Raw genomic sequence first — 20,823 nt, 5'->3', positions numbered from 1 at the left:
GCAATGAAGGGGGCCTTCACGTACTTCAAGCGGGGCAAGGGCCCGGAACCGAGGTGGTCGTGAGTGGCGATTCGGGTTAGAACCGTCCTCACCACTCACGAGCCACGAACGCGCCGACTGCTCCGCACCAGCGTCATGTCCTTCTCGCGCACCGGTTCACGACAGTGCGCGCACACTGTCTCCGGCGCGAGCTCCTCGCCGCACGCATGACGCCACACCGTCGGCGCCGGTCCTTCCGTGACGTACGCGTCGCCCCACGCCATCAGGTTCAGCAGTACATGGTTGAGGGCGTGCCCCGCCTCGGTGAGCACGTACTCGTAGCGCGGCGGATGCTCCTCGTACAGCCGTTTTTCGAGGATCCCCGTCTCGACGAGCTTGCGCAGCCGCGCGGTCAGGATGTCGCGGCTCGCCCCGGTGTTGCGGACGATCTGGTCGAACCGCCGTGCCCCGAAGAACACCTCGCGCAGCGCGAGCAGGCTCCAGCGCTCCCCGATCACCTCCATCGCGTTGGCGATCGAGCAGTCCCTCGGTCCTTCGGTCATGCGACCAGCGTAAACCCAGTGAGTCTTGATTTCCAACCCACTCGATGCCACAGTGAGTTGGAGATCCCAACTCACCCTGGAGGCAGCCGTGCACGACGCGGTCATCGTCGACGCCGTCCGTACCCCGATAGGCAAGGGCAAGCCCGGCGGCGCCCTGCACGACATCCATCCGGTCCAGCTGCTCGCCCACACCTTGCGCGCTCTCGTGGACCGCAACGGAATCGACCCGGAGCTGATCGACGACGTCATCGGCGGCGCGGTCGACCAGGTCGGCGAGCAGGCCCAGAACGTCACGCGCTGGGCGGCCCTCGCGGCCGGGCTGCCGGAAAACGTCCCCGCCACGACGGTCGACAGGCAGTGCGGCAGCAGTCAGCAAGCCGTGCACTTCGCCGCGCAGGGCGTGATGGCCGGCGCGTACGACGTCGTCATCGCCTGTGGTGTCGAGTCCATGAGCCGCGTCCCGATGTGGTCGAACGTGCTGCCGGGCACCGATCCCCTCGGCCCCGGCGTCGCGGAGCGCTATCCGGAAGGACTGGTACCGCAAGGGATCAGCGCCGAACTCATCGCCGCGAAATGGTCGCTCAGCCGCGAGGCGATGGACGAGTTCGCCGTGTCGTCGCACCATAAGGCCGCGCGTGCGCACAAGCTCGGGCGGTTCGCGAGCCAGATCGTGCCGATCGAAACCCCGTCCGGTCTGGTGTCCGCCGACGAGTCCGTCCGGCCCCTCACTGATCTCGAAACACTCGCCAAGTTGCGCCCGGCGTTCCAGGATCCGGGGGTGGCCGCGCGATTCCCGCAGATCGACTGGTCGGTGACCGCGGGCAACAGCAGCCCGATCAACGACGGCGCCTCCGCCGTGCTCATCACCTCCAGCGAGACCGCTGCCCGCCTCGGCCTGCGGCCCCGCGCCCGCCTGCACAGTTTCGCCGTCACCGGGTCCGATCCGCTGCTCATGCTCACCGGCGTCATCCCGGCGACGGAGAAGGTGCTGCGGCGCGCGGGTCTGCGCCTGGCGGACATCGACCTGTTCGAGATCAACGAGGCGTTCGCCAGTGTCGTGCTGGCGTGGCAGCAGGAGACCGGGGCGGATCCCGCGAAGGTCAACGTCCACGGCGGCGCGATCGCGCTGGGTCATCCGCTCGGCGCGAGCGGGACCCGGCTGATGGGCACGCTGGTCAACGCGCTGCACCACCACGGCGCCCGGTACGGCCTGCAGGCGATGTGCGAAGGCGGCGGCCAGGCCAACGCGACCATCCTGGAGGCGTTGTGACCGACCGGCTCCCCCGGAAACTGGCGGGCCATCCGTCGGTGAAGGCAGTGCTCGCCAAACCCCGCGAGAAGCCGTCGCCGGTGATCGACGCCGCCTGGCTCAAGGAGATCTGCCTAGCCGCGGGCGCCGACGACGCGGCGGCCGTCCCGCTCGACCACCCAGATCTGGCAGGAGAATGTGAGCACGTCCTGCGGGCGCTGCCAGGGACCAAGACCTTGGTCTCGCTCGTGGTGCGGATGAACCGCGACAATGTCCGCTCCCCCGCCCGGAGCGTGGCCAACCAGGAGTTCCACCGCGGCGGCGAGATCATCAACGAGGCCGGCCACACGATCGTCCGTGAGCTGCAGGACGCCGGATACCGCGCGATCAACCCGTCGGCGACCTTCCCGATGGAGATGGAGAACTATCCCGGCCGGATCTGGGTGGTCGCGCACAAAACGGTCGCCGTCGCGGCCGGGCTCGGCGCCATGGGGCTGCACCGCAACGTCATCCACCCGAAGTTCGGCAACTTCGTGCTCTTGGCGACGTTGCTGGTCGACGCCGAGGTGTCCGCGCACGGCGAAGCCCTCGACTACAACCCTTGCCTGGACTGCAAGCTGTGCGTCGCGGCCTGCCCGATCGGGGCGATCTCGAAGACCGGCGAGTTCGACTTCCTGGCCTGCTCGACGCACAACTACCGCGAGTTCATGAGCGGCTTCACCGACTGGGCGCAGACCGTGGCCGACAGCGAGGACGCCGCCGACTTCCGGTCCAGGGTGACCGATTCGGAGAACGTGTCGATGTGGCAGAGCCTCGCGTTCAAGCCGAACTACAAGGCCGCGTACTGCATGGCCGTCTGCCCGGCGGGCGAGGACGTGCTCGGGCCCTATCTCGACGACCGCCGGGACTTCCTCGGAACCGTCGTGAAACCGTTGCAGGACAAGGTGGAGACGCTGTACGTGCAGGAAGGCTCGGCGGCGAAGGCCTACGCCGAACGCCGGTTCCCGCACAAGCCGGTGAAGGAGGTCGACGGCGGTTATCCGAGGCGGTGAGGCTGACCCCACCCCGCGTACGGGGGCTTGTCCCCTGTCCGGTGCCGCGATGTCTCCCTAATCTGGCGGGCAAAGGCACTGGGGAGGACCTTCACATGATCGCGACCAAGCTGGCGGTGTCGTCACTCCGCCGTCGTCCGGCCGGGTTCCTCGCGAGCTTCGCCGCGATGTTCTTCGGCGCCACGATCCTGATGACATTCGCGTCCCTTTTGGACACCCGGACGGGCGCGGGCCCGGAGGCCGGGAAGACGCTGCTGCTGATGGCGGGCGTCGTCGGGGGCTGGGGAATGGTGATCGTCCTGTTCGCGACACTGTCGACGCTGTCGCTGCTGATCCGGCAGCGCGCTCCGGAACTGGCGTTACTCAAGAGTGCCGGCGCGACACCGTCACAGATCGGCCGGATGATCACCGTCGAAGCGGCGGCCGTCGCCGTCCTCGCCTCGGCCGTGGCCGTCGTGCCGTCGGTCTCGGCCGGCCGATGGCTGGTCGCGCTGCTCGGCGACACAGGCCGGGTACCGGCGGGCCTGGAGGCGCGGTTCGGCCCGATCGCGATCTCGATGGGCACCGGCATCACCCTTCTCGCGGCGCTCGCCGCCGCGGCCGTCACCGCTCGCCAGGTGACCCGGCGCGGAGCGGTCGAGGCGATTCGCGAAGCGAGCGTCGACACCGGGCCGACCGGCCGGATCCGTGTGATCGGTGCGGTGCTCACGCTGGCGGCGGGCCTCGGCTGCGGTCTGGCGACGATGATCGCGTTCACCGGGACCGAGCCCGCGCTGATGGCGGTCGGCGGCCAGGGCGGGATCCTCTCCGCGATCGGCTTCGCGCTCCTCTCCCCCACGCTGCTCGGCCCGATCGCGGCCGCGCTGGCCGCCCCGCTGCGCCGCGTGGGCGTCTGCGGTCATCTCACCGCCACCCACCTTCGCGTGCTCAGCCGTCAGCTGGCCGGGGTGCTGGTGCCGATCATCCTGTTCACCGGGATCGCGACCGGGACGCTGTCCATGCAGGCCATCGAGAACGTCGCCGGCACCGTGCCGTCGAAGATCGCGGGCAGCATCGAGACGCTGAACTACGTCGTCGTCGGGATGATCGCCCTGTTCGCCGCGGTGATGCTGGTGAACACCGTCGTAGCGGCGGTCATCGGGCGCCGCCGGGAATTCGGCCAGCAACGGCTCCTCGGATCGACGCCTTCTCAGGTTCTGCGGCTGGTCGGGACCGAAGGCACCGTCCTGGTGATCGTCGGGATCCTGTTCGGCTCGCTCGCGGCGGCCGTGACCGTGATCCCCTACAGCGTCGCCAGGACCGGCAGGCTCATCCTGGACCAGACGATCGGGTTCTACCTCGCCATCGTCGGCGTCGCGGTGGTCCTGACCCTCGGTTCGCATGTGGGCGCGGCGTCGAAGGCCATGCGCTCCCCGGCGATCCAGGCGGCCACCCGCGGCTGAAGGCCTGTCACATCTTCGCTCCCCCACGCGTCAGGGTTACGACTGATCGATGAAGGATGGGGACCGTGGACGAACACGACTGGCTGGCGCGGCGTTTCGAGGGACATCGGACGCACCTGAGGGCGGTGGCGTACCGGATGCTCGGGTCGCTGAGCGAGGCGGACGACGCGGTGCAGGAAGCCTGGCTGCGGCTGAGCCGGTCGGAGTCCGGCGCGGTGGACAACCTCGGCGGCTGGCTGACCACCGTTGTCGGCCGGATCTGTCTCGACATGCTGCGTTCGCGCAAGTCACGGCAGGAGGACCCGGTCGGCGCGCAGCTCCCCGACCCGATCATCGGCCGCGAGGGCGGAATCGATCCGGAGCATCAGGCACTGCTGGCGGATTCGGTCGGGCTGGCGCTCCTGGTCGTGCTCGACACACTGGACCCCGCCGAGCGGCTCGCGTTCGTGCTGCACGACATGTTCGCCCTGCCGTTCGACGAGATCGCGCCGATCGTGGGCCGGTCATCCGCCGCGACCAGGCAGCTCGCCAGCCGCGCGCGCCGACGGCTGCAGGGCTCGCCGACGGTCCCGGACGCGGACCTGAGCCGTCAGCGGGAAGTCGTCGACGCGTTCTTCGCCGCCGCGCGGGGTGGCGACTTCGACGCGCTGGTCTCGGTGCTCGACCCGGACGTCATCCTTCGCGCCGAGGGCGGGGCGGCGCCGGCGGGAACCTCGCGTTTCGTGCGCGGCGCGGCCACGGTCGCGGGTCAGGCACTCATGTTCCGGGCGGCAGGCGCCGGTGGGGTCGCGCGGCCCGCGCTGGTCAACGGCGCGGCCGGGATGGTCGTCACCAAGGACGGCGTCCCGGTGACGGTCTTCGCGTTCACCGTCGTGGACGGGAAGATCGCGGCGATCGACATCCTCGCCGACCCGGACCGCCTCGCCGCTCTCGACTTCGAGCCCCTCGGCTGAAGTGTCATGAAAGGGTCGTTCAGGACGAAAAACGTCCTGAACGACCCTTTCATGACATGCGCGCTGCCGGGATCAGGAGGTCGGGAAAGCGTCCGCGGTGCGGATACGGTCCCGGATCCAGACACCGGCGGGCTTCAGCGGAGCCGTGCCGGTGAACGAGCTGCCCGAGCAGGTGCCCGGTTTGAACACCGCGCCCGAACGGTTGTCGTCGGAGAAGTTCCAGTTGGTCCAGCTGATCTTCTTCGACGCCAGGAAGTCCAGGTACTTCTGGGAGTTGGTGAAGTCGTTGCCGCCGTCACCGCTGGCGGTCTGGGTGCCGAACTCGGTCACGAACAACGGGATCCTGCTCGCGGCCCGGGTCAGCGCCGTGAAGTACTCGGTTTTGTGCGACGCCGCGTAGAAGTGGAACGTGTACATGAAGTTGGTGGCGCGCACCGGGTTGTTGATGACGTCGGTCTCGTCGCGGCCGTCGGAGATGCCGAGTGAGCCCCAGCCGTGGGTGCCCACGAGCACGACGCCGTCGGAGTCCTGGGCGCGGATGACCGGGATCATCTGCTCCGCGTAGCTGCGGACGCGGTCCCAGCTGACGTTGTTGGGCTCGTTGGCGATGTCGTAGATGATGTTGGTCTTGTCCTTGTGCCGCTGGGCGATCTCGGTGAAGAACGTCTTGGCGCGGCTGAGGTTCGCGTTCGGGTCGCCGGGGGTGAGCTGGTGCCAGTCGACCAAGGCGTACATCCCGCGTTTGGTGGCTTCTTCGATGTACCCGTGCACCATGTCGGTGAACTTGCGCGGGTTGGTCTCGTAGCCCCCTTCCTGGATGTACATCGAGATCCGGAGGACGTCGGCCTTCCAGTCGTTCGCCAGCGCGTCGAGCGAAGCGGCCTTCACGCATTGGCTGTACCACTGGATTCCGTGGGTGCTCATGCCACGGAGCTGGATCGGCTTGCCGGCGGAGTTGCAGAGCTGGAGGCCGCAGACCTTCAGCTGTCCGTTGATCGCCGCCGGGCTGCCCGGCGGCAGCGCGGCGGCTGCCTGCGTTGCGGGTTCTGCCGCGGTCTCGGTCGCCATCGAGGTGCTCGCGGCGGCTACCGGGGCCAGCAGTCCGGCGGCCAGTGCGGCCGTCACCCGGAGACGGATCTTGTCCCAACGCATTCGGCTTCTCCTCTCGCGTCGACGGCACCGGGGCCGGTGCGCCGACGGTCAGGGCGGCGGGATTAAATAGGAAACTTTCCTTACTATTGGAAAGTAAAGGAGACATTACCCACGAGATCGACGGACGGTCAAGACTTGACCACCGACCGTTTCGACGACCTCGGGCATGCTCGGAGCGTGACGACCATCATGGCCTTCCACGCGCACCCCGACGACGAGGCGCCCCACGCTGGGCCGAGCTCGAAACGAGCGCGAAGGTGCTGGGCGTCGAACGGGTCGTGCACCTCGGATACGCCGGGAGCGGCCACGGCGCGATCCTCTACCCGGACCCGCCGGACTGGGTCCGCTTCGTCCGGGCGAGCACAGAGGAAGCGGTCGCGCGGCTCGTCACGATCCTGCGCGAGGAGCAGGCGTCCGTGCTGCTGAGCTACGACCGCAACGGCGGCTACGGTCACCGAGACCACGTCAAAGTGCACCAGGTCGGCAAGCGGGCGGCGGAACTCGCCGGCGACGTCCGGCCGCTGGAAGCGACCATCCCCCGCGACACCGTCGCACGCCTGGTGCGGATCGTGCGCCTGTCGCGCATCCCGTTCCGCTACGACGTCGACGCGCTTCTCCGCGCCAACAGCGCCCGATCCGAGATCACGCACACCTTCGACATTCGACGCGACACCGCCCGGCTCACGGCCCCGACCGGCGCGCGCGGGACCGATAAGCGGCGGCCTTCACCCGATTCTGGCAGGCCAGGCCGCAGAACCGCTTGATCTGCGCCTGGCTGGCGTCGACGTACACCTGATCGCAGCGTGGCGCCGCGCACAGCCCGACGCGATGCGGGATGTGGTCACCGAGTGCCGCGGCCACCGACACCGCCAGCCCACCCGCCCATTGCTGGACGAGATCGGCTTCGGGGCTGTGGAAATGCAGGTGCCACGACTGGTCGCCGTGCCGGTGCAGGTACGGACGGGCCTGACTTTCGGTGAGCATCCGGTTGAGCAGCCCGGCCGCTTCGTCGTGCTCACGCCGGGAAAGCGATTCGATGACCTCCCGAAGCCGCGACGCCACCGCCCGGAGGCGTTCCGCCGCCAGGAGATCCACTTGACCGTCCACCGGCGCGAGCGCCTCCGCGGCCGCACGGACCAGGTCGTGGCCACCGAGCGCGGGTTTCGGCCTGCCTTGGGCGTGGTCCCCGGTCAGGGCGTTGATCAGCGCGACCCCCGTTTCCAGGTGCATCGCGTGGTGCCCGTCGAGCCTGGCCCCGTCCAGCTCGTCAGCCATCGCGCCCCCTCCCCCGACGTCACTGGTTCGCAGGACGCCGACGGTGACGCTACCAAAGGCACGCGACGCCGCAAGGGCAGCGAAGTCTTTTGGAGCAACGAAATCCCGCGAACGATGCAACCTCAGTCCACTGTAGACAGACGAGATCGGCTCACCACCGCGGCGGACCCGCGTCCACGATCTTCTGCGAAAGCTCCAGCGGGTCGTGAGGCATCAGGGACTCCATCCACCACGTCATCCCGGCCTGCCCCAGCGCCGGCAGATCGACCTTGATCGGCTCTTCCCACGCCGGACTCGCGTTCCCGGCGACCGCGACGTCGAAGTGGCGGCCCGGCTCCAGCCCGGCGAGGCCGAGCGCGCGGTGGGTATCGGCGATTTCTTCGGCGGTCGGCGTGTGATCCTCCGGATTCGGGAAGATCCCGTCGCACAACGCCGCTCGCCGGACCACGCGCGGGTTGTCGGTGGAACTCGCCACCCAGATCGGGATCGGGAACGGCTCGGGCGGCGCCTCGGCGAGCGCGACCTGGTAGTGCGCCCCGTCGTGGTCGAACCGCCTGCCGGACCAGATCGCGCGGATGACGTCGAGGCCCTCGTCGAACATCGCCGACCGGGTCAGCAGGTCGGTCTGCTCGCCGAACCGGCTGAAGTCGCCGGATTCGTCCGAGCCGAGCCCGGTGCCGAGGATCAGCCTCCCGCCGGAGAGCCTGCTGACCGTCGACGCGTGCCGCGCGACCACCCACGGGCGGCGCCGGGCAGGCGGCGTGATCATCGGCCCGAACAGCAGTCCGCTGGTGGCGTGCGCGATGGCGCCGAGCGTCGTCCACGGATCCGCGATGGGCATCGTGTCCGCGACCACGTGGTCCCACAGGAAGAAGCCGTCCCAGCCCGCGGCCTCGGCGCGCACGGCGAGGTCGACGAGCACCCCGGGCTCGCCGAACGGGCCGAAAGGCGGCAGATAGACGGCATGGCGGACCGTGCTGCCGGTCAAGTCGATCATCTCCCCAACGTCATCGTCGAAGTCCCCGGACGGCCGCTTGTTTACGCCGTTCACCCACGTTAGCGTCCGAAAGATGGCGGACACCGGTGAACGATCGACGAAGTGGCCGGAGCATCGGAGAAGATTACGCCGGGGACTCGGTTTCCTGGTCGCCGTCTCACTATGCGCGACACTTTCGGCTGTGAACGCGTCCGCATCGCAGGATGACGGCTGGTCCCGTGACTTCTACTGGGGCGTGGCGTCGTCGGGTTACCAGTCCGAGGGTAGCGCCCCGGACAGCAACTGGAAGCGGTTCGTCGACCGCTCCGCCGGCAAGGACGGCGTCGACGAGTACCGGGACTCCGTGGATTTCCGGCACCGCTACGCCGACGACATCCGCCTCGCGGCCGGGCTCGGCGTCAACACCTACCGCTTCGGCGTCGAGTGGGCTCGCGTCGAACCCTCGCCCGGCCGGTGGGACGAGACCGAGCTGGCCTTCTACGACGACGTGCTCCGCCAGGTCCGGGCCGCGGGCATGACCCCGATGATCACGCTCAACCATTGGGTCTACCCGGGTTGGGCGCTCGATCAGGGCGGCTGGGCCGAGGCGCGGACCGCCGACGCATGGCTGGAGTTCAGTCGGAAGATCGTCCAGCGCTACGCCGGACAGGACGTCCTCTGGGTGACGTTCAACGAGCCGCTCATCTTCCTCCGCAACGAACAGAAGGTCGGCGCGCTGAGCACCACGCGGTACTTCGCGGCGCAGTCCAACGTCGTCCAGGCGCACCGGCGGGCCTACGACCTGATCCACGAGCGCGATCCGACCTCGAAGGTCACCAGCAACCAGGCCTACATCACCGGGGTCAACGGGATGGCCGACTGGTTCTTCCTCGACCAGGTCAAGGACAAGCTCGACTTCATCGGCATCGACTACTACTACGGCCTCAGCCTCGACAACTGGACGGTGTTCGCGGCCGCGACCGACAAGTTCTGGGACGTCAAGCTCCAGCCCGAAGGCATCTACTACGCGCTGCGCAGCTACCACAACCGGTTCCCGCGCCTGCCGCTCTACATCGTCGAGAACGGCATGGCGACCGACAACGGCAAGCAGCGCGACGCGGATTACTCCCGCGGCGATCACGTCCGCGACACCGTGTACTGGCTTCAGCGGGCGAAGGCCGACGGGATGAACCTCATCGGCTACAACTACTGGAGCCTCACCGACAACTACGAATGGGGCAGCTACCGGGCCCGGTTCGGGCTGTACACAGTGGACGCCCTCACCGACCCGTCACTGACCAGGCGCCCCACGGACGCCGCTCCCGCGTACCGGGCATTGGTGACCGCGGGCGGCGTACCGCAGGGCTACCGGCTCGATCGTGGGCCCGGGACCTGCTCCCTCGTCGACGGGCTGAACAGCTGCCTGAACCCGGCCAAGGTGGACGGGCCGCTCGCGCCGCTGCGGTGACCGTCTACAGGGGACTGTCCCCTGTAGACGGCCGATTCCTCAGACGGCGAGCGGTTCGGGGGCGAGTTCCAGCCGCCTGCCCTCGAACGTCCGCCGCATCCGCCGGTCGTGGGTGACGACCACGAGCGCGCCGGAGTACTCCGCGAGCGCCTGTTCCATCTCCTCCACGAGATCCGGGGCGAGGTGGTTGGTCGGCTCGTCGAGCAGCAGCAGGTCGGTCCTGACCGTCACCAACCTGGCCAGTTCCAGCCTCCGACGCTGCCCGACGGACAGGTCCCGGACCGGCTTGCGCAGATCCGGCGCCCTGAACAAGCCCAGAGACAGCAACCGCTCGGCCGCCTCGTCTTCGTCTCCGTCTCCGGCGAAGACCGCGAGGACAGTCCGGGCATCGCCGCCGAGCCCGCCGTTCTGATGCAGGAACCCGATCCGGCCCGCCCGATCCGCCGACCCGGTCGACGGCGCCAACTCACCGGCGAGCACCCGCATCAGGGTCGTCTTGCCCGCCCCGTTGGGGCCGGTCACGAGCACCCGTTCGCCGGGGTGCACGCACAGCGACGTCCGCGGCAGCCGGCCGTCCACCGACACGGCGTCCACCTTCACCACGTACCGATCGGAGTCCGCCTCGCCGGTGGACATCCGCGCGGTGAACCGGAGCGGCCGCGGCGGAGCCGGAACGGGGTCCGCCTCGAGCCGCTGGATCCGCTCGCGAGCCGACCTGATCCGGCTCATCGCCCCGTGTGCCCGTGAGCGGGCGCGGAACGCCCCTGCCCCACTGAAGGCCGCCGGGGCTTTGCGCGGGATCTCCGAGAACCGGTCGATGTTGACGTCCGCCATCCTCTCGTAACGGGACTTCTCCAGCCGCCACTCCTCGTACTCGCGGACCCACCGGGCTCGCGCGGCTTCCTTGGCCGCGAGGTAGCCCGTGTAGCCGTCGCCGTGCCGGTGCACGGTCCGGCGGTCGGCGTCGACCTCGAGAATCGTGGTGGTGACCCGGCTGAGGAACATCCGGTCATGGGTGATCGCGACGAGCCTGCCGCGATGCCCTCGGAGGTGGTTCTCCAGCCAGGCGACGGCTTCGTCGTCGAGGTCGTTGGTCGGCTCGTCCAGCAACAGCAGTTCGGGCGACGCGGCCAGGGTGGCCGCGAGCGCCAGCCGGGATCGCTGCCCACCGGACAGGGTGCCCAGCGCGCGGCCCCGATCGAGGCCCGGCTGCCCGAGCCCGTGCAGGGCCACCTCCACCCTGGCGTCCGCCTCATAGCCGCCGCGGGCTTCGTAAGCGGTCATGAGGTCGCCGTAGACGACCAGGTCTTCGTCGGTTTCCAGCGACGTCTCGGCCGCCCGCAACCGGGATTCCAGCTCCCGGATGTCGGCCAGCGCGAGGTCGATCGCGTCCCCGACCGTGGCGGTTTCGGGCAGCTCCACCGTCTGCGGGAGATACCCGACGCCGCCGGGCGCGGTGACGGTCACCGTGCCGTTGTCCGCCTCGTCGCGGCCGGCGATCAGCCTCAGCAGGGTGGATTTGCCCGAGCCGTTGTCGCCGATGACTCCCGCCTTTTCCCCCGGTTTGACGGTGAAGCAGACCTGGTCGAGCACGACATGGTCGTCGAAACGTTTGGTGACACCGGAGAGCACGAGTTGTGTTCCGGGATTTCGATGCGGGGTGCGCACAGGGGCGTCCTCCTGATTCTCGCAAGGAAGAAGAACATGCGGAAGGACGCGGCCCGGCGGAGCGAAGGCTCTACGCCAGGGCCGCGTCGAAGGCGAGAATCACAGGTAGAACAAAATCCCCATGACGAAGACGGTAGCGGGAGAACGAGGGCGGGTAAAACGAATAAAAGGTTGTGTACAGGTTCACAGAGTGGTCTGTGTCCCCATACCGCGACAGCGGCGCCCCGGTGACCGAGAATCGACAGTGGAGGTTTTCGCGATCTGAGGGAATGGGGTTCCTCGTGCACGGGTCCAGCGGTCCGATCGCCCGGTTCCGGCGACGGCTCTTCCCGAGTCACAACTCCCTCGCCCGCGGCTCGGACCGGTTCGAAGCCCTCGTCCTCAAGCTCGTCATCCTCGCGGCGCTCCTCGCCGTCCCCGTCGCGGCCGCCGTCGGCTCGGCCAATCACGGCAGGCAGGTGGCCGCGGCCGCCACCGACGCGGCCGGACGTCAGGCTTCCACCGCGTACCTGCTGAAGGCCGCGCCCATCCGCATCGTCGACAGCGAGAGCGTCGGGACCGACGCTTCCGCCACCGAGGCGACCTGGACCGACTCACGCGGCGCCCGGCACACCGGCGGCGTCTTCGCGACGCCCGGCAGTCCCGCCGGAGCGCCTGTGCCGATCTGGATCGACGCCCGCGGTGATCTCACCGCCGCCCCGAGGACCGCGTCGACGGCCGTCTTCGATTCCGTGCTCGTCGGCGTGTGGCTCTGGTTCGCGGTGGTCGCCGCGCTCGTCCTGTTCCACCGGGTCGTCCGGCTGGTGCTGAACCGGCATCGGGCGGCGGCCTGGGAGCGCGCGTGGGCGGTCTACCCGCGTTCCGGTTCCTGGCCCTGATCCCGGGGGCGGGGACAAAGAGCCTCGGCTAGGGTGCCCGGCATGCGCATCATGATCTCGGCGGACATGGAGGGCGCCACCGGCGTCACCTGGACCGAGGACGTCATCCCCGGTACCGAGCAGTGGCAGCGATTCCGGCGCCTGTTCACCGGCGACGTCAACGCCACCATCGCCGGCCTGTTCGACGCGGGCGCCACGGACGTACTGGTCAACGAAGCGCATTCGTCGCAGCGGAACCTCCTGCTCGAAGACCTCGACGGCCGCGCGCGCATGCTCACCGGCAGGCACAAGCCGCTCTCGATGATGCAGGGAATCGACACCGGCGTCGAAGGGGTCGTCTTCCTGGGCTACCACGCCGGTGCCGGCTTCGACGGCGTCCTTTCCCACACCTACCTGGAGAATCAGATCACCGGGGTGTGGCTCGACGACGTCCCCGCCAGCGAAGGCAGGCTCAACGCCGCGATGGCCGCCGAGTACGGCGTCCCCGTGCTGGTCGTCTCCGGCGACGACAAGGCCTGTGACGACGCCCAGGACTACGCGCCCGAAGCCGAACTGGTCACGGTGAAGGAGTGCATAAGCCGCTACGCCGCGATCTGCCTGCCGCCCGCCAGGACCGCCGAACTGCTGTCTTCGGCCGCGGCGGACGCGATGAACCGGGCAGGCCGGGTCGAGCGGTTCACCAGTCCCCACCGGATCGAGGTCGAGTTCGACGCCAGCCATCTCGCGCAGGCCGCTGCGGTGATCCCGACGGTGGAACAGATCGGCGTGCGGCGGGTCGGTTTCGACGCGCCGGACATGACGGAAGCAATGAAGGCGTTCAAGATCGTCACGGCGATCGCGGCCGGGGCGGTGCAGGGTATCTATGGCTGAGCTGGATGTCGTCGAAGTCTGCTCGCGGTTGATCCGCTTCGACACCACGAACCGTGGCAACGGGGACTCCGAGGGCGAACGCGAGGCCGCCGAGTACGTCGCTTCGCTGCTGTCCGGGCTCGGGATCGACTCGAAGATCATCGAATCCGCGCCCCGGCGCGCGAACGTGATCGCCCGGGTCCCCGGTACCGATCCGAGCCTGCCCGCGCTGCTCGTGCAGGGACATCTCGACGTCGTCCCGGCCGACGCCGCTGACTGGTCGGTGGACCCTTTCTCGGGCGAGATCCGCGACGGGTTCCTCTGGGGCCGCGGCGCGGTCGACATGAAGGACTTCATCGCGATGGTGCTCGCCGCTCTCGCCACCGGTTTCCGTCCGCGGCGGGACCTCGTCCTGGCCTTCGTGGCCGACGAGGAGGACAAGGGCGACGACGGCGCGCACTGGCTCGCCGCGGAGCACCGGGACCTGTTCGACGGCTGCGCGGCCGCGATCAGCGAGTCCGGCGCGTACACCTACCACGTTCCCGCCGCCGACGGCCGGACCGTGCGGCTCTATCCGGTGGCGACGGCCGAACGCGGCACCGCGCACCTGCGGCTGACCGCGAAGGGGCGCGCGGGGCATGGATCGCGGCCCAACGACGAGAACGCCGTCACCCGGCTGGTCACCGCGCTCGGCAAGATCGCCGCGCATCGCTGGCCGGTCCAGCTGACCCCGACGGTCCAGGCCTTCCTCGAACGCACCGGGGAAGCGCTCGGCGTCCCGGTCGATCTGTCCGATGTGGACGGGACGATCGCACGGCTCGGGCCCGCCGGGGCACTGGTGGTGCCGACCGTCCGCAACAGCACGACGCCGACCATGCTCGACGCCGGCTACAAGGTGAACGTGATCCCGAGTTCGGCCGAGGCCCAGGTGGACGTCCGCGTCCTCCCCGATACCGAACCGGCGCTGTTCGCCGAGCTCGACGCGATGCTCGGCGAGGGCGTCACCCGCGAGTTCGTCGCGCATCAGCCGCCTGTCCAGGCTCCGGTGGATTCGCCGTGGTTCGACGCGATGGCGGTCGCGCTGCGTTCGGAAGACCCCGACGCCGTCGTGGTCCCCTACTGCATGGGCGGCGGAACGGACGCGAAAGCGTTCAGTCCGCTCGGGATCGACTGCTACGGCTTCGCGCCGCTGTGGCTGCCGGAAGGCTTTCCCTATCGCGCGATGGCGCACGGAGTGGACGAGCGCGTCCCGGTCGAGGGACTGCGGTTCGGCACCCGCGTGCTGCGGCACTTCCTGGCGAACTGCTGAGCCTCTCGTGCCTCGTGAGTGGTAAGTCGCGTTAGAACGACACTTACCACTCACGAGCAGCAACACCGCCCGCTGGCTTGTTTCTCGTCCCGCGAACTCCTCCGTTAGGACCCAGCCGACACCGGTTCCGGCCCGTACGGTCGAAAATCCGGACGCGAGAAAGCGCTTTCTCGCGTCGAGGTGTCCGCTTGCACACAGAGTGGCAGGGGCGTATGTCCGGACTCAGATCGTGCACGACAGCGATGCTCGTCATGGTCCTCGTGGCGGGGTTGTCCACTCCGGCCGCACGGGCCGACGACCAGATCCTCGATCCCCTGCCGACACCGGCGGTGTCCGGCCTCGGCCTGGAGCTGAAGGAAGTCGTGCAATTCCCGCGCTCCGAGCCGGCGCCGCCACGGTCAGTGCGACATGAGGTCGCACTGACCGACCACGCTATCTGTCACTTCTGGGGTGTTGGGACGGAGTGCCAGACGCGGAACCACTGCTCAGCGTCGTACTCCCCGAATCGCCGCTACCGCGGATAATCCGAGCTTCGTCGCGAGCCGCATCGAGCGATCGTTGACGGTCTGCCGTGCAGCCAGCGTGGGTAGCCTCCGCCGGGGTGCTGATCACCTACCGCCATGGGCAGAATGTCAGACATGGGCACATGGGGTACTGGACCGTTCGACAATGACGAAGCCGCAGACTTCGCAGTAGATCTAGACCATCTAGACGAGGCTCAACGCCCAGGGGCCATCCGGCACGCACTTGCCAAGGCTGCGAAGGAAACCGGCTACCTCAACGCTGCGGTCGCGTCCGTTGCTGTCGCCGCAGCCGCGCTGGTCGCCGCCCAACGTCCGGCCGGGCAACCGGTCGACACACACTACGGCCCCAAACATCCCGTGCCACCGCTGCCGGTCGGCCTGCACGCGCTCGCCGCGCAAGCACTCGACCGCGTAATCGCCGACGACTCGGAACTCGCAGACCTGTGGTACGAAACCGACGATCGGGAACTCTGGCTGGACCAGGTCAGGACGCTACGCCATACCATTGCCTCCGACGCCGAGGACGCCAGACGATAGCCGTACTGCTCTGGCCGCTAATGACCCGGACCGTCGATGCATTTCAATGACAACCAGCGTGGCCGGTGGGTGACAAGCGCCCTGACCCACTGCGGGCGAACACGCAGGATCACGCCCGATGCAGGTGACAGAAAGCGTGGTCCGCCACAACGAACTACTACGTTTGCGGATGGCTCGACTACAAATGACTCCAGGAGGCCGCCGGTGGAATCGGTCACGCGACTCGTACGGGACGAACGGACGGACTTCGCCGCGTTCCTGCGGACACTCACCCCCGGGCAATGGGACGAACGGACCTTGTGTCCGGAGTGGACGGTGCGGGACCTGGTCGTCCACGTCGTCGACTACGACGCCCTGCGCTTCCGCGATCTGCTCACCCAGGCCGTCCGCGGCGGGCTGCGGCTGGACCGGATGAACGCGCTCGGTGTCGCGCGCGAACCCGAGCGGACACCGGACGAACTGATCGCGAGGATCGAGGACAACCTCGACCCTCGTGGCCTGACAGCCGTGTTCGGCGGACGGGTGGGGCTGCTCGACAGCCTCGTCCATCAGCAGGACATCCGGCGTCCGCTGGGGCTCCCTCGCGACGTTCCGCCTGAGCGGCTGCGTCACGCTTTGGCTTTCGCGCGCCACGCCAAGGTGATCAAGGCGGACAAGCGCGCACGGGGGCTCCGGCTCGTCGCGACGGACCTCGACTGGTCGGCCGGATCCGGCCCGGAACTCCTCGGCCCCGGCGAGGCGATCCTGATGGCGATCGCCGGACGGGGCGCGGCCCTGGGCGAGCTTTCCGGGCCCGGTGCGGCGATCCTCGCGTCCAGGGTGGACGGCTGAACCCGAGTCAGCTCGGAAAGGCCTTCGCGAGCACGGTGAAGGCCGAGTCCAGCCGCTGACGATGGGCCGCGACGAGCCCTGCGAGGTCCTCCCCGGCGAGGCGGCGCCGGACCGTCGTCGCGATGACCGTGCGATACGCCGCGACGAGCAGCGCGGCGAGCAGTTCGCTGTCGCCCGAGAACCGGGTGTCTCTCTCCAGTTCGCCTGCCAACTCTGCGTCGATCTCGTGCTCGAATTCGCGAAGCCGGGAAATGAGCGCGCGTGACCCGGCGACAGTGCGCGCGAGCGGCAGGGCGTCCTCGCTCAATCCCGACAGCGGATGCTGCTCCTTCGCCAGTCCGGCGGCCATGGCGTGCAGTGCTTCGACAGCGGTGACCTCGTCCGCCCGCTCGCGAATCGCCGCCCGCACCATGCCGACGGCGTCCGGAAGACGGTCGAGCGCGAGGTCCTCCTTGCGATCGAAGTGCGAGAACACCGTCACCTTCGAAACACCGGCCGCGGCCGCGATCTCGGCGACGGTGACGTCCTCGAAACCCCGCTCCACGAACAGCTCCGTCGCGACCGCGGCGAGATGCGCCCTTGTCTTCGAGCCGCCCCGGTCTCCTCGCTTCGCCATGTGACAACCTTACCTTTACTCGTTAAGCTTACCAAGTAACCTTACTAAGTAAAGCTTGGAGCTGAGATGCGTCAGACCGATGTGATCGTCGTGGGCGCCGGACCCACCGGCCTGTTCCTCGCGAGCGAGCTGGCCTTGCGGGGGGTCCGCGTGACCGTGCTGGAGCGGCTCGAGGAGCCGGACACGACGATCAAGTCCGGCTCGATCAACGTCGCCAGCGCCGAGATCCTGGACCGGCGTGGCCTGCTGCCCGCCGCGGAGGAGGTGCAGCGCGGCCGCCTGGCCGAGGCCAACGCCTTCACCGCCGGCCGCTCGAACCGGACCGTGCGCGAGCTGACGGACGCCGCGGGCCGGACCTCACGCCGGTTCGCGGTCATCGGGCATTTCGCGGGGATCATGTTCCGGCACGATCTGGTCGACCAGGACGACCCGGCCCTCGCCGCGCATACGGCGGTGGCCAACGGGATCCTGGTACCGCAGCAAGACCTCGAACTGCTGCTCGGCGAACACTGCGCCCGGTTGGGCGTCGAGATCCGCCGCGGTGTCGAGGTGCGGGATCTGCGGAGCACCGGCACCGGCCTCGACGACGATGCCGACGTGGTCGTCGAGACCAGCGCGGGCGACTTCGCCGCGAGCTGGGTCGTCGCGGCCGACGGCGGCCGAAGCGTCGTCCGCAAACGGCTCAGCGTCGACTTCGTGGGCACCGACCCGGAACTGGTGGGCTACCAGGCCATCGCGGACTTCGACGACGCGAGCGAACTGCGCCGCGGGTGGAACTGGACGCCCCGCGGCATCTACACCTACGGTCCGATGCCGGGACGCGTCCTCGTCGCCAAGTTCGCGCCCCAGCCCGAGGACAAGAACGCTCCCGTGACCCTCGAAGAGCTCCAGAGCGCGGTGCGGGAAGTCACCGGCGTCCCGGTGACGATCACCCGGCTGCGGGGGCGGGCGACCCGCTGGTCGGACAACGCGCGCCAGGCCCGGACCTACCGCCACGGCAGGGTGTTCCTGGCGGGCGACGCCGCTCACGTGCACTCGCCGTTCAGCGCCCAGGGCCTCAACCTCGGCCTCGGCGACGCCGTGAACCTGGGCTGGAAGCTCGCCGCGACCGTCAACGGGTGGGCGCCCGCCGGGCTGCTCGACACCTACCACTCCGAACGGCACCCGATCGGAGCGTGGGTCCTGGACTGGACCCGCGCCCAGGTGGCCCTCATGCGCGGCGACGAACGGACCGCGCAGCTGCGGAAGGTCGTCGGGGACGAACTGTTCGCCGTCCCCGGCGCGACCAACCGGATGATCGCGCTCTCCTCCGGGATCCTGCAGCACTACAACGTCGCCGATGACGCATGCGCCCCGGTCGGCTCGATCGCCGGGGATGTCGAACTGGAGTCCGGGGACCGGCTCGCCGACCACGCTCACGACGGCCGCTTCGTGCTCGTCGACCGCTCACCCGATGGCCGGTACGCCGACGCTGTCCGCGGACTGGCGGACAGCGTCGCGTACGCGGCGGATCCGGTCTCCGATACCTCTCAGCCGAGCCTGTTCGTGCGCCCGGACGGGATCATCGCCTGGGCGGACGACTCAACAGACAACGCCCGGAAGCTGCTCGACATCGCGATCGGGCGTTGGGTCGGCGCCTGACCTCTCAGAAGGCGGTGGAGCGGCTCAAGGCTTCCCAGGCGGCCAGCTCCGCCGCCCTGGCCTCCTGCGAAGCCCGGAGGCCATCGACGGCGTCATCCCCGAGGGCGAGCCGAAGCGGCGGGTTGTCGCTGTCGAGCGCCTTCAGGATCGCAGCAGCGGCCTTCGACGGGTCGCCGGGCTGGGAACCGTCCATCCCCTCGACGAAGTCCCGGATGGCGCCGGTGGATTCGCGGTAGGCGTCGATCACCCGCGAGCGCTGCAACGCGCTGCCGCCGAACCCGGTCCGGAAAGCGCCGGGCTCCACGATCAGCACCTTCACCCCGAACGGCGCGACCTCGGCGGCGAGGGCTTCCGACATCGCTTCCAGCGCGAACTTCGCCGAGCAGTAGGCCCCGAATCCGGGCGGGCTCTGCTGTCCGCCCATCGAACTCATCTGCACGATCGCCCCGCTGCCCTGTTCCCGAAGGTGCGGCAGGACGGCCTTCGTCACCTCGACGGCGCCGAAGAACATCACGTCCATCAGCTTCCGCAGGTCGGGCATGGTCAGTTCTTCGACCGCACCGACCGAGCCATGACCGGCGTTGTTGACCACGACGTCGATCCGGCCGAACTCGGCGAGCGTGGCCTGGACGGCGGCCTCGACCTGAGCGGGATCGGTGACGTCGAGCGCCGCGACACGCACCCGGCCCTGGCCGAGCTCTTCCAGCTCGGCCAGGGTTTCCGGACGGCGGGCCGTGGCCATCACGCGGTCGCCGGCGTCGAGCGCGGCCAGGACGAGGTGCCTGCCGAAGCCGGATGAGCAGCCGGTGATCAACCAGACGCGGCCGTCGGTTTCCTTCGTCATTCCTGTTTCCTCCAGTGAAGTTCCTGCCACCCATCCTGCGAAGATCGCGCTTTGCCCGCCAACACCGGCTTCCTGGTGCGGCTACAGTCAGAGCCTGTGACCCCTGAGCTGCGGCAGCTGCGCTACTTCGTCGCGGTCGCCGAAGACGCGAGCTTCACCAAGGCCGCGCGCCGCCTGCACATCGCCCAGCAGTCGCTTTCCCAGCAGATCACCGTCCTGGAACGAGTTCTCGGCGCGAGCCTGCTGCGGCGCGACAGCCGCGGGACAAGGCTCACCGAAATCGGGTCGCTGTTCCTGCCGGAGGCCCGTGCGGTGCTCGCGCGCAACGACGAGGCGCTTTCGGTGCTGAACCGGGCGGTGCGCGGCGAGATCGGCACACTCCACCTCGGTTTCCTCACCACCACGGCCAACTACCTGCTCCCGCCGGTGGTGCGCGCCGTCCGCGACCGTCTCCCCGATCTCACCCTCACCACCGACGACACCCAGATCGCGCCGCTCGTCGACGGGCTCACCGGCGGACGCTACGACCTGATCTTCACGCGGCCTCCGCTGGTCGACGGCTTCGAGACCCGCACGTTGATCACCGAGGAGGTCTGCGCCGTCCTGCCGGAGGGACACCGGCTCGCCGACGCGGCCGAAGTGAAGCTCGCGGACCTGGCCGACGAGCCGTGGGTGCTCACGCCGCGGAGTTCGTGGGAGCCCTGGCATCGCCGCTACGACAACGAATTCGAGGCGGCCGGGTTCACCCCGCGCGTCGTCCAGCGGGCGGCGACCGTGCAGGGTCTGCTCGGCCTGGTCGCCGCCGGCATCGGCGTCACGAGGCTGGCCCGGTCTTCGCACAGCCTGCGGCGAAGCGGCGTGGTGTTCGTGCCGCTGGCAGGCGACACCACCCGGACCGTGGTGGCCTGGGCACCGGGGAACGACAAGCCCGCGTTGCCCGGCGTGCTCGACATCGTGTCGGAACTGGCGGCCGGAACGGACCTGACGGAGGCGGGCTGACCGGGCATAGCCATCGTC

General features: G+C 69.1%; 20 protein-coding genes. 13 read left to right on the top strand and 7 right to left on the bottom strand.

The genetic code is table 11. The annotated features are described in order from the left end of the window. Positions 1 to 95 precede the first annotated feature (95 nt). Entirely contained in the window at positions 96 to 542 is a 447-nt protein-coding gene (locus ACZ6YV_RS28205) for a winged helix-turn-helix transcriptional regulator (RefSeq protein WP_465512470.1), read from the bottom strand. An 88-nt stretch (positions 543 to 630) separates the two neighbouring features. On the opposite strand from ACZ6YV_RS28205, the gene ACZ6YV_RS28200 reads away from it, so the two are divergent. The 4 genes from ACZ6YV_RS28200 (at position 631) to sigJ (ending at position 5,238) form a co-directional block, all read left to right on the top strand. After that, complete coding sequence (locus ACZ6YV_RS28200) at positions 631 to 1,812, top strand: thiolase family protein (protein ID WP_465512469.1); 1,182 nt, start codon at positions 631 to 633, stop codon at positions 1,810 to 1,812. Then, entirely contained in the window at positions 1,809 to 2,843 is a 1,035-nt protein-coding gene (locus ACZ6YV_RS28195; protein ID WP_465512468.1) for a 4Fe-4S binding protein, read from the top strand. Before ACZ6YV_RS28200 ends, ACZ6YV_RS28195 begins: the two co-directional genes overlap by 4 nt. A 95-nt stretch (positions 2,844 to 2,938) precedes the next feature. After that, positions 2,939 to 4,285 (top strand): FtsX-like permease family protein, encoded by a 1,347-nt coding sequence (locus ACZ6YV_RS28190; protein ID WP_465512467.1) that lies wholly within the window; start codon positions 2,939 to 2,941, stop codon positions 4,283 to 4,285. Between the two features lie 65 nt (positions 4,286 to 4,350). Further along, positions 4,351 to 5,238 carry an RNA polymerase sigma factor SigJ gene (gene sigJ, locus ACZ6YV_RS28185; protein ID WP_465512466.1) on the top strand — a complete coding sequence of 296 codons (888 nt, stop codon included), beginning with the start codon at positions 4,351 to 4,353 and terminating at the stop codon, positions 5,236 to 5,238. A gap of 72 nt (positions 5,239 to 5,310) precedes the next feature. Here the strand turns inward: sigJ and ACZ6YV_RS28180 are convergent, their stop codons facing one another. Next, entirely contained in the window at positions 5,311 to 6,390 is a 1,080-nt protein-coding gene (locus tag ACZ6YV_RS28180; RefSeq protein ID WP_465512465.1) for a glycoside hydrolase family 5 protein, read from the bottom strand. 257 nt (positions 6,391 to 6,647) lie between these two features. Between ACZ6YV_RS28180 and ACZ6YV_RS28175 the strand changes: the two genes are divergently transcribed. Beyond that, a complete protein-coding gene (locus ACZ6YV_RS28175) occupies positions 6,648 to 7,154 on the top strand; it encodes a PIG-L deacetylase family protein (RefSeq protein WP_465512464.1) in 507 nt (168 codons plus the stop codon). On the opposite strand, the gene ACZ6YV_RS28170 is transcribed toward ACZ6YV_RS28175, so the two are convergent. Next, positions 7,072 to 7,665 carry a CGNR zinc finger domain-containing protein gene (locus ACZ6YV_RS28170; protein WP_465512463.1) on the bottom strand — a complete coding sequence of 198 codons (594 nt, stop codon included), beginning with the start codon at positions 7,663 to 7,665 and terminating at the stop codon, positions 7,072 to 7,074. The two genes, ACZ6YV_RS28175 and ACZ6YV_RS28170, sit on opposite strands and share 83 nt — an antisense overlap. 151 nt (positions 7,666 to 7,816) lie before the next feature. Then, the gene (locus ACZ6YV_RS28165; RefSeq protein WP_465512462.1) at positions 7,817 to 8,662 is read right to left on the bottom strand and encodes an LLM class flavin-dependent oxidoreductase; all 846 of its coding nucleotides are present in this window, start codon (positions 8,660 to 8,662) and stop codon (positions 7,817 to 7,819) included. A 181-nt stretch (positions 8,663 to 8,843) separates the two neighbouring features. On the opposite strand from ACZ6YV_RS28165, the gene ACZ6YV_RS28160 reads away from it, so the two are divergent. Next, positions 8,844 to 10,109, top strand: coding sequence for a family 1 glycosylhydrolase (locus ACZ6YV_RS28160; protein ID WP_465512461.1), 1,266 nt, complete (start codon positions 8,844 to 8,846; stop codon positions 10,107 to 10,109). Between the two features lie 39 nt (positions 10,110 to 10,148). Here the strand turns inward: ACZ6YV_RS28160 and abc-f are convergent, their stop codons facing one another. Next, positions 10,149 to 11,777, bottom strand: coding sequence for a ribosomal protection-like ABC-F family protein (abc-f, locus tag ACZ6YV_RS28155; protein WP_465512460.1), 1,629 nt, complete (start codon positions 11,775 to 11,777; stop codon positions 10,149 to 10,151). 281 nt (positions 11,778 to 12,058) lie between these two features. On the opposite strand from abc-f, the gene ACZ6YV_RS28150 reads away from it, so the two are divergent. From ACZ6YV_RS28150 to ACZ6YV_RS28130, 5 genes are all read left to right on the top strand, one after another. Further along, complete coding sequence (locus ACZ6YV_RS28150; protein ID WP_465512459.1) at positions 12,059 to 12,655, top strand: Rv1733c family protein; 597 nt, start codon at positions 12,059 to 12,061, stop codon at positions 12,653 to 12,655. Between the two features lie 42 nt (positions 12,656 to 12,697). After that, the gene (locus tag ACZ6YV_RS28145) at positions 12,698 to 13,525 is read left to right on the top strand and encodes a M55 family metallopeptidase (protein ID WP_465512458.1); all 828 of its coding nucleotides are present in this window, start codon (positions 12,698 to 12,700) and stop codon (positions 13,523 to 13,525) included. Further along, positions 13,518 to 14,813: a M20/M25/M40 family metallo-hydrolase gene (locus tag ACZ6YV_RS28140; RefSeq protein ID WP_465512457.1), complete on the top strand. Its 1,296-nt coding sequence runs from the start codon at positions 13,518 to 13,520 to the stop codon at positions 14,811 to 14,813. The genes ACZ6YV_RS28145 and ACZ6YV_RS28140 overlap by 8 nt, the downstream gene beginning before the upstream one ends. A 638-nt stretch (positions 14,814 to 15,451) precedes the next feature. After that, on the top strand, positions 15,452 to 15,874 hold the full coding sequence (locus ACZ6YV_RS28135; RefSeq protein ID WP_465512456.1) for a DUF4259 domain-containing protein: 423 nt from the start codon (positions 15,452 to 15,454) through the stop codon (positions 15,872 to 15,874). A 204-nt stretch (positions 15,875 to 16,078) separates the two neighbouring features. Then, entirely contained in the window at positions 16,079 to 16,705 is a 627-nt protein-coding gene (locus tag ACZ6YV_RS28130; protein WP_465512455.1) for a maleylpyruvate isomerase family mycothiol-dependent enzyme, read from the top strand. 7 nt (positions 16,706 to 16,712) lie between these two features. On the opposite strand, the gene ACZ6YV_RS28125 is transcribed toward ACZ6YV_RS28130, so the two are convergent. Further along, the gene (locus tag ACZ6YV_RS28125; RefSeq protein ID WP_465512454.1) at positions 16,713 to 17,321 is read right to left on the bottom strand and encodes a TetR/AcrR family transcriptional regulator; all 609 of its coding nucleotides are present in this window, start codon (positions 17,319 to 17,321) and stop codon (positions 16,713 to 16,715) included. Between the two features lie 66 nt (positions 17,322 to 17,387). Here ACZ6YV_RS28125 and ACZ6YV_RS28120 point away from each other — a divergent pair, with 66 nt between their 5' ends. Further along, positions 17,388 to 18,962, top strand: coding sequence for an FAD-dependent oxidoreductase (locus tag ACZ6YV_RS28120; protein ID WP_465512453.1), 1,575 nt, complete (start codon positions 17,388 to 17,390; stop codon positions 18,960 to 18,962). 4 nt (positions 18,963 to 18,966) lie between these two features. Here ACZ6YV_RS28120 and ACZ6YV_RS28115 read toward each other — a convergent pair whose 3' ends face one another. Beyond that, positions 18,967 to 19,806 carry an oxidoreductase gene (locus tag ACZ6YV_RS28115; RefSeq protein ID WP_465512452.1) on the bottom strand — a complete coding sequence of 280 codons (840 nt, stop codon included), beginning with the start codon at positions 19,804 to 19,806 and terminating at the stop codon, positions 18,967 to 18,969. Between the two features lie 96 nt (positions 19,807 to 19,902). Between ACZ6YV_RS28115 and ACZ6YV_RS28110 the strand changes: the two genes are divergently transcribed. Then, positions 19,903 to 20,805 carry a LysR family transcriptional regulator gene (locus tag ACZ6YV_RS28110; protein WP_465512451.1) on the top strand — a complete coding sequence of 301 codons (903 nt, stop codon included), beginning with the start codon at positions 19,903 to 19,905 and terminating at the stop codon, positions 20,803 to 20,805. Positions 20,806 to 20,823 lie beyond the last annotated feature (18 nt).

This window comes from Amycolatopsis sp. NPDC102522 (assembly GCF_055584485.1).
Note: the sequence above shows the minus strand (reverse complement) of the source record. Positions and strands in the feature narration are given on the sequence as shown.